Genomic DNA, 7,628 nt, shown 5'->3' on the forward strand with positions numbered 1-7,628 from the left:
CACTTAAGGGTGTTGCATTTTTTCATTTCCCATGTTTGCTAAAAAATCCGAAAAGCGTTTTGAAATTTTATTTGTTTGCATTTCTAAAGGCTTTACATCATCCAAAATTATGCCTTCATCCATGAACAAGATGCGATTTGCGACCGCTTTAGCAAAAGCAATTTCGTGAGTGACAATTAGCATTGTCATCCCCTCTTCTGCAAGCTTTTGAATTACCCTTAAGACCTCACCTACTTTTTCCACATCCAGTGCACTTGTGGGTTCGTCAAACAAAATAACTTCTGGTGCCATTGCAATACTTCTGGCAATTGCCACACGTTGCTTTTGACCACCTGATAAGGCTGATGGATAATAATCATAATGGTCTGTAAGTCCAACCTTATCGAGCATGGCCTTGGCTGTATTTATTGCATCTCGTCTGTCCATTTTTTTAACCATTAACAAACCCTCAGCAACATTTTCACTTGCTGTCATATGGTAAAAAAGATTGAAGGATTGAAAGACCATAGCAGTTTTAACACGTAGGGGTCTCAATTGCTTTTCAGACGGTTTTTTTTCATAATCAATGGAAATTCCATCTATTGTCACAATTCCCTTCTGAGGAATCTCAAGGGCGTTTATCGACCTCAAAAGGGTCGTCTTACCACTTCCGCTTGGTCCTAAGATAACCACAACCTCACCTTTTTCAATTTTCAAGCTGATCCCTTTAAGAACATCTACTTTTGATTTATGTCCAAAGTGTTTATATAAGTTATTTGCTAAAATCATAATTGACCCCCAACATATCGATTTAAGTGCTTTTCGATCCTATCTTGAATTTTGGTTAACAGAATAACAACAAGCCAATACTCCAAGGCCACAAGGATATAAATAGGCAAAATATATCGGGTTTGAGTGGCTGCTATTTCTTGTGCTTTTCTAAAGATATCTGGAACAAGAACGATAGAAGCAAGTGCAGTGTCCTTAACTAAACTAATAAGTGAATTTGAAAGAGGGGGTACTGCAATTCTCGCTGCCTGAGGTAATATAATCCTGACCAAGGTTTGTGGATAAGTCATCCCCATACTCTTGGCGGCTTCCCATTGACCATGATCAATTGACAATATAGAAGCCCTAATAATCTCTGCGGCATATGCACCAATGTTAATGGAGAATGCCAGAATAGCAGAGGGATACGAATCAATCAATATGCCAGCGTTGGGAAGCCCATAAAAGATAATAAAGATTTGTACCAGTAAGGGTGTGCCTCTGATGATTGAAATATAAAAGGAGGCAATTGATTTTAGCACCTTAAAATTTGACAATTTCATCAAGGCTAAAAATATGGCAATCACTAGACCGATCGTAAACGATATGGCTGTCAAAGGCAAACTAATTTTCAAAAGTTGCCCCATGAGACCTATTGCATATTTTTGAATGACTTCCATAAGAAGTGTCATTTGTTCAAACATATTATCACTCAATTTCTGTAAAATATTTTTGATACAATGCATCTATTGTACCATCTGATTTCATTTCAGCTAGAATATCATTAATCTTATCCAAGCGCTGTGGGTCAACCGTTTTTGGTAATACCAATACAACTTCTGCCATATCTAGGTCCATATTGAAGGCCATTAATTTTGAATCAGGATTTTGGGCTAAATAATAGGCTACCGTTTCTTTGTCGTTCACTGTATAATCGATTCTTCTATTTTTTAGATTTTCTGCTGCTTCAGTGAATGTATCTATACCTACGATTTCTGCGCCTTTGCTTTTTGAGATTTCAGCATAGGCACTTGTTAAGGAATGACCTGCTCTCTTTCCAGAAACAGAATCAAGAGAAGTAATCTCTGAACCCTCATAAGTAACCAATACAGCATTGGTCTTCATGTAGACATCTGTCAATGTAAACGTTTCATCTCTATCTTGATTTTTCCAAACTTGGTTTGCTACCATTTCATATCGTCCTGTATTTAGACCAGCCAATAAGCCATCCCACTTGGTTTCAAGAAATTCTGCTTTTAATCCCAAGCGATTCGCAACTTCAGTTGCAATTTCAACATCAAATCCAGTTAAATTTCCTTGGTCATCATGATAAGAAAAAGGTGGATAAGTGCCTTCAGTTCCGATGATAAGTGTCGCAATACTGGCCTTTGTTTCTTCTTGAGCATTACAAGCTGTTAAGCTCATTACTAATATTAGAATCAGCATTAAAACGCCCATCGCCTTATGCGATTTCTTCGTATTTGTTCTCATACTTCTTTTTAATACGCCTATTTCTTTTGACCCTTTTAATTTCATTTTCCTTCTCCTTGTCCTTGTGAATTATTTGCTTTGTGTCTTAGTGTTTAAACCATAAAAAAAGCTTCGTCTCTTGTATAAATACAAGAGACGAAGCTTATGCTCCGCGGTTCCACTCTTATTGGCAAGCTGCCCTCTTTCAGGTACCTAATACCCTATCTCTATAACGGGAGATCCCGATGTAGCCTACTATAATTTCGGTACATTGCTCCAAAGGGCACTTCAATTAAACATCACTAAACACCTTCCACCAATAGTGTTCTCTCTGTAAGTACTTGCTTAACTTACTTTCCTTTTTCAACACATTTGAAATTTTATACCCTACGAATTTAGTAGGTTTTCTTAAAAATTAGTATACAGTTGTTTATTGAAAATGTCAACTTAATAAATATAAAGTTTCTGTAAAAGCTTGTTCTCGTCTACAGACTTTGCATTATGCGGTCTAGACTATTAATGTCAATAGTCTGATCTTTATCAGAAACGGCAATCTCAGGATTTGTATGCGCTTCAATCAACAAACCATCTGCCCCTGAAGCAATTGCAGCTTTACTCATAATTTCAACCAAATCTCTTCGACCAGTACCATGACTTGGATCTACAATAACGGGCAAGCCAGTTTCACGCTTCATAATTGGAACTGCCGTTAAGTCTAGAGTGTTTCGAGTATATGTTTCAAAGGTTCTTATTCCTCTTTCACATAAAATAATTTGATCATTACCAGCTTTTGCAATATGTTCCGCAGCCATAATCCATTCCTTAATGGTGGCACTAATGCCCCTTTTCAACAATATGGGTTTTTTAGTTTCACCGACTGCTCTTAACAAGGCATAATTGTACATGTTTCTCGATCCAATTTGAATAACATCTACCTTGTCTATGAATATATCTAAAAAGCGTTCATCCATGAGTTCCGTCACAATTGGCAAGCCTGTAATCGCCTTTGCTTCTAATAGAAATTCCAAGCCCTCAATACCGAGACCTTGAAAATCATATGGATTTGTTCTAGGTTTAAAAACACCCCCACGAAGCATGTGAGCACCTGTCTTTTTAACTGCTTTAGCGATTTCTATGATTTGTTCTCTACTTTCAACAGAACAGGGTCCTGCAATCACAATAGGGAAATTTGAACCAAACGTAAAACTGGAAACCTTTACGGCTCTATCTTCTGTCAATAACCTCATGAAGACATCCTTTCTCAACCATTTTAGGTCTATTTTCTAAGCATTCCAAATCCACCATAAATCGGTTTTTTATCTGAAACGGTTATCACTGAATTTTCTTGTGTTTCTCTAATAAGTGCCACACAACGCTTTACTTTTTTTCTTGGTACATAAAGCAATAATATATTTCTTGGATGATTTTTACCCTCACCATTCATCATTGTAACAGCAAACCCTTGCTCTCGTAAAGCAGAAGATAACATAGGACCGTGTTCAGCTTTTACAATTGCCTGAATTTCAGCAGATCCAATGCCAATTTTTTCTTCTACCATACTGCCTATAAAATTTCCAAGCGCAAAGCCAAGTGCATAAGCTACTATTTTTAAAGGGTTTTCCATAATATTATTTAAAACCGTGCTCACGAGTACTAACCATAGGGATACTTCAAAAAAACCAATAAAAGCCCCAATCTTTCTTTCACCCTTTGTGATTAAAACGATTCTTACCGTTTGCATGGAAACTTCTACAATTTTAGCCAGCACTATTCCAATATAAATCATAAGTATACCTCTCATCCCTTAATCTAACAGTATTTTATCAACAAATTATTCATTTGTAAAAGCATTTGAAATTTCATCAGGTATATAGCCCTTAAATTGTGCTTTATAGAGTTTCGAGTATAGACCCTCTTTTGCAATTAAAGTATCATGGCTTCCTCTTTCTGCGATGCCACTTTCAGCCATAACCAAAATTTCATCCGCATTTTTAATCGTTGAAAGTCTGTGTGCAATAATAATTGTCGTTCTATCCTTAGCCAACTCTTCAATTGAATTTTGAATTGCAAGTTCATTTTCATTATCAAGTGCAGAAGTCGCTTCATCAAGCACCAATATGGGCGGATTCTTTAGGAATACCCTTGCAATTGCAATTCTCTGTTTCTGTCCACCAGAGAGCTTTACGCCTCTTTCACCCACCATAGAATCATAATCTTCTTCTAGCGTCATAATAAAATCGTGAATATTGGCTTTTTTTGCAGCATCAATAATTTCCTCAAGTGTCGCATCTGGTTTACCATAAGAAATATTATCTTTAATCGTACCATAGAACATGAACACGTCCTGCTGTACGACGCCAATATTCTCTCTCAAGGATCTTAAGGCAATTGACTTAACATCCATATCATCAATCAATATTCTACCTTCAGTTACATCATAAAATCTAGGAATTAGCATGGAAATAGTTGTTTTACCAACACCTGATGGTCCAACTAGTGCAATCGTTTTACCCACTTCAATATCCAAATTAAACTGATTTAAGACGTTTTCACCCTTTTCTTCATATTTAAAAGATACCCCTTCAAATCGAATTTTTCCTTTAAGATCTGTTAGCGTTTGAGCATGAGCAGCATCCTTAATTTTGGGAGATATACTCATAATTTCAGTGAAGCGTTCAAAACCTGCCATTCCGGATTGGAACTGCTGTGTTAACTGAATAAGGGAACGAATTGGCTTGGTAAAAAAAGCGATATAGAGTAGAAAAGCCAGCAAATCACCATAATTAATCAGACCTTTAAAAACAAAAATACCCCCAGCTACCATGGAAGACAAACTCATCATGTTTAAAAAGAACTCATTACCAGCACTGTACATCCCTATGGCTTTAAATGCATCTTGCCTAGAATTTAAATGGGCGTAGTTGGTCTTATGAAACTTTTCAACCTCATATTCTTCATTGGCAAATGATTTTGATAATCTAATACCAGAAATGCTACTTTCAAGCTGTGCATTTATATCTGCTGTTTTTTGTCTGACACTTCTAAAAGTTTTCATCATGGACTTTCTCATTTTAATAGAAAAGATCACTGTCATGATTACGAATGAAAATACAATCATAGTTAGGCCAAAATGAATTTGAACCAAAATAGCAAAACTACCGATTAACATGACGAGTGAAATAAAAAGATCTTCTGGACCATGATGTGCAAGTTCTGTAACCTCGTTTAAGTCGCCCGTCAACCGATTCATCAACTGTCCGGTTTTATTGTTGTCAAAAAAAGAAAATTCAAGCGTTTGTAAATGCTTAAACAAGTCTCTCCTCATATCAAATTCAATCCTTGAACCAACCACATGACCATAATAGCCAACAAAATAATTTCCACCTATTTTAAGCACATAAAGTGCGATAATTATTATAGAATAAAAAACGATGCTTTGCATGTCCTTGTTTGGTATATAATCATTGATAAAGGCACGTGAAAACATTGGAAAGATCAAATCAACTGTCGCCATGCAAAATGCAATCATCAGGTCTAATGTAAAGAGAAAACGGTGCGGTTTATAATACTTAATAAAATTGCGAATCATACTTTCAACCCCTTTCGAAAATGTGGTATAGTAAAGAAAGAAATCATGACAATATTCCGTATATCGAAATATTATCGCCCACGTGTTATATTATAATAGATTGATTTTTCATTTACCATTAAAATATGATGACATTTCATCACATTTACTTAATAACAACATTAAAGTAGAGGTTTAAAAACATGAATCCATACTCAAAAATACACTCAAAAATTCAAAGTATAAAACCTAATAAATCAGGTGTCAAGCGCGCAGCTTCAATTCTAATTCCATTAATTGAGAGAGAAGATGAACTTCACATTCTCTTTGAGAAAAGGGCCCTTCACCTTAATAGCCAGCCTGGTGAAATATGTTTTCCTGGTGGAAAGATTGAATCCCTTGAAAGATCCTGCGAAACTGCTATTAGAGAAACCTGTGAAGAACTCAATCTCAATGAAGATGAGGTTACCATCATAGGGCAAATTGATTCTATACTAACCAGTTTTGACATGATTATACATTGCTATGTGGGTAAAATTTCTCGAAGCTTTGAAGACATTGATTTTTCTAGGTCCGAAGTGGATACCATCTTTACAATTCCACTATCTAAACTTAAAACTCTAGAACCACAAGTTTATAAGATCCAAACTAAAATGTCTTTACCTGACGATTTTCCTTTTTCAAGTATTCCTAATGGTAAAGACTATAACTTTAAAAATACAGTTTACCCGGTTGTTTTTTATCATTATGACGATTATATTATATGGGGGTTGACTGCCAGAATGACTCAAAATTTCATAACACTCCTCGATGACATTGATATGTAAATCTTAAAGCCTTCATTTCTTATGACGTGTGATTATTGGATTTGTAATTATTGGATTTGTAATTATTGGATTTGTAATTATTGGGTTTGTGATTATTGGGTTTGTGATTATTGGGTTTTAATGGTGAAAACAATTTGCAATATTTTGAACATAAAAATGGACTCCCACTCTTTATTTAAGTGAAAGCCCATTAACTGGTTTCGGCACGTTGATTTTTCCAATATTCAGTTTTGAGTTTCAGTCCATTAAATATAAGCATTCCTCCTAACTGATTTGTTATAGAGTTAAAAAAGATATACTTAAGTTTAGTGCTTTTTTTCCATTTCTTGATTTCCTATAGATCACTATCTACTATGACGTCCCGTTAACCAATCTATTAAAAAAACCATCTGGTTTTCTTATTATTATGTTACCCATATGTTTTGATATTCAAACATTTTTTTGTTAATTTATAAGTCTATTTAACTATGATATAATAAAGAAAAAGGGGGGCTTATAATGGATTTAAAGGAATATTTACTGCCATCACGTTCTGTCGAGATCGCCATATCAATTGAAGACGAAGATCACAAGCCCGCCATTTTGAGACTTAAAACAGTAATTGAAACAGGCTTTGAAAATGGGTTTTTTAAGATAATTGCGCCTATGTATCATGGAAGACTCTATAATTTCAAGGAAGACGACCTCATAACAGTTACCTTCACGATGCAGACCGATGAAAAAAGAGATGCATTTGACGTCAAATGTCGTGTGGTCACAAAAGAACACAAGGGCAATCTATATACGATCACTTTAAAGACGGCTTCAAGCCCAACCAAAGTACAGAGAAGACAAGCCTTTAGGGTTAACATATTTAATACCTATAGCTTTAAGTATAAAGACAAGGACCATCAAATAACCACCAAGGATATTAGTTCAACGGGTATGAGAGGACTCACAACTATGCAGATGTACAAGGATGATACCTTTGACATCACTTTCAATGCCAACACGAAGGAAAGTAGTGAAGTTGATCC

8 protein-coding genes and 1 other annotated feature are annotated in these 7,628 nt (G+C 35.5%); of the genes, 2 read left to right on the plus strand and 6 right to left on the minus strand.

The window, feature by feature from the left end; all coding sequences use genetic code 11:
- Positions 1–3: 3 nt before the first annotated feature.
- The 6 genes from AC220I_RS15095 to AC220I_RS15120 all read right to left on the minus strand — a co-directional run bounded on the left by AC220I_RS15095 (position 4) and on the right by AC220I_RS15120 (position 5,806).
- The gene (locus AC220I_RS15095; RefSeq protein ID WP_486724686.1) at positions 4–768 is read right to left on the minus strand and encodes an amino acid ABC transporter ATP-binding protein; all 765 of its coding nucleotides are present in this window, start codon (positions 766–768) and stop codon (positions 4–6) included.
- Complete coding sequence (locus AC220I_RS15100; protein ID WP_486724687.1) at positions 765–1,451, minus strand: amino acid ABC transporter permease; 687 nt, start codon at positions 1,449–1,451, stop codon at positions 765–767. The genes AC220I_RS15095 and AC220I_RS15100 overlap by 4 nt, the downstream gene beginning before the upstream one ends.
- Positions 1,452–1,455: 4 nt before the next feature.
- Positions 1,456–2,283 (minus strand): transporter substrate-binding domain-containing protein, encoded by an 828-nt coding sequence (locus AC220I_RS15105; RefSeq protein ID WP_486724688.1) that lies wholly within the window; start codon positions 2,281–2,283, stop codon positions 1,456–1,458.
- Between the two features lie 83 nt (positions 2,284–2,366).
- Positions 2,367–2,593 (minus strand) — a binding site (T-box leader).
- Positions 2,594–2,702: 109 nt separating this feature from the next.
- The gene (gene aroF / locus AC220I_RS15110) at positions 2,703–3,464 is read right to left on the minus strand and encodes a 3-deoxy-7-phosphoheptulonate synthase (RefSeq protein ID WP_486724689.1); all 762 of its coding nucleotides are present in this window, start codon (positions 3,462–3,464) and stop codon (positions 2,703–2,705) included.
- A gap of 29 nt (positions 3,465–3,493) precedes the next feature.
- Positions 3,494–4,003, minus strand: coding sequence for a DUF2179 domain-containing protein (locus AC220I_RS15115; RefSeq protein WP_486724690.1), 510 nt, complete (start codon positions 4,001–4,003; stop codon positions 3,494–3,496).
- Positions 4,004–4,048: 45 nt separating this feature from the next.
- Entirely contained in the window at positions 4,049–5,806 is a 1,758-nt protein-coding gene (locus AC220I_RS15120; protein ID WP_486724691.1) for an ABC transporter ATP-binding protein, read from the minus strand.
- A gap of 182 nt (positions 5,807–5,988) precedes the next feature.
- Here AC220I_RS15120 and AC220I_RS15125 point away from each other — a divergent pair, with 182 nt between their 5' ends.
- The gene (locus tag AC220I_RS15125; protein WP_486724692.1) at positions 5,989–6,612 is read left to right on the plus strand and encodes an NUDIX hydrolase; all 624 of its coding nucleotides are present in this window, start codon (positions 5,989–5,991) and stop codon (positions 6,610–6,612) included.
- A 498-nt stretch (positions 6,613–7,110) separates the two neighbouring features.
- Positions 7,111–7,628, plus strand: a 518-nt coding sequence (locus AC220I_RS15130) for a PilZ domain-containing protein (RefSeq protein WP_486724693.1), incomplete at its 3' end; no start/stop codon positions are given.

It is taken from the genome of Fusibacter sp. (genome assembly GCF_057447755.1).

Excerpts from the sequence above, each read along its gene's own strand:
- AC220I_RS15125 (WP_486724692.1), top strand. The coding sequence starts at position 5,989 with ATGAATCCATACTCAAAAATACACTCAAAAATTCAAAGTATAAAACCT.
- AC220I_RS15120 (WP_486724691.1), bottom strand. The coding sequence starts at position 5,806 with ATGATTCGCAATTTTATTAAGTATTATAAACCGCACCGTTTTCTCTTT.
- AC220I_RS15115 (WP_486724690.1), bottom strand. The coding sequence starts at position 4,003 with ATGATTTATATTGGAATAGTGCTGGCTAAAATTGTAGAAGTTTCCATG.
- AC220I_RS15095 (WP_486724686.1), bottom strand. The coding sequence starts at position 768 with ATGATTTTAGCAAATAACTTATATAAACACTTTGGACATAAATCAAAA.
- AC220I_RS15105 (WP_486724688.1), bottom strand. The coding sequence starts at position 2,283 with ATGAAATTAAAAGGGTCAAAAGAAATAGGCGTATTAAAAAGAAGTATG.
- AC220I_RS15100 (WP_486724687.1), bottom strand. The coding sequence starts at position 1,451 with ATGTTTGAACAAATGACACTTCTTATGGAAGTCATTCAAAAATATGCA.
- aroF (WP_486724689.1), bottom strand. The coding sequence starts at position 3,464 with ATGAGGTTATTGACAGAAGATAGAGCCGTAAAGGTTTCCAGTTTTACG.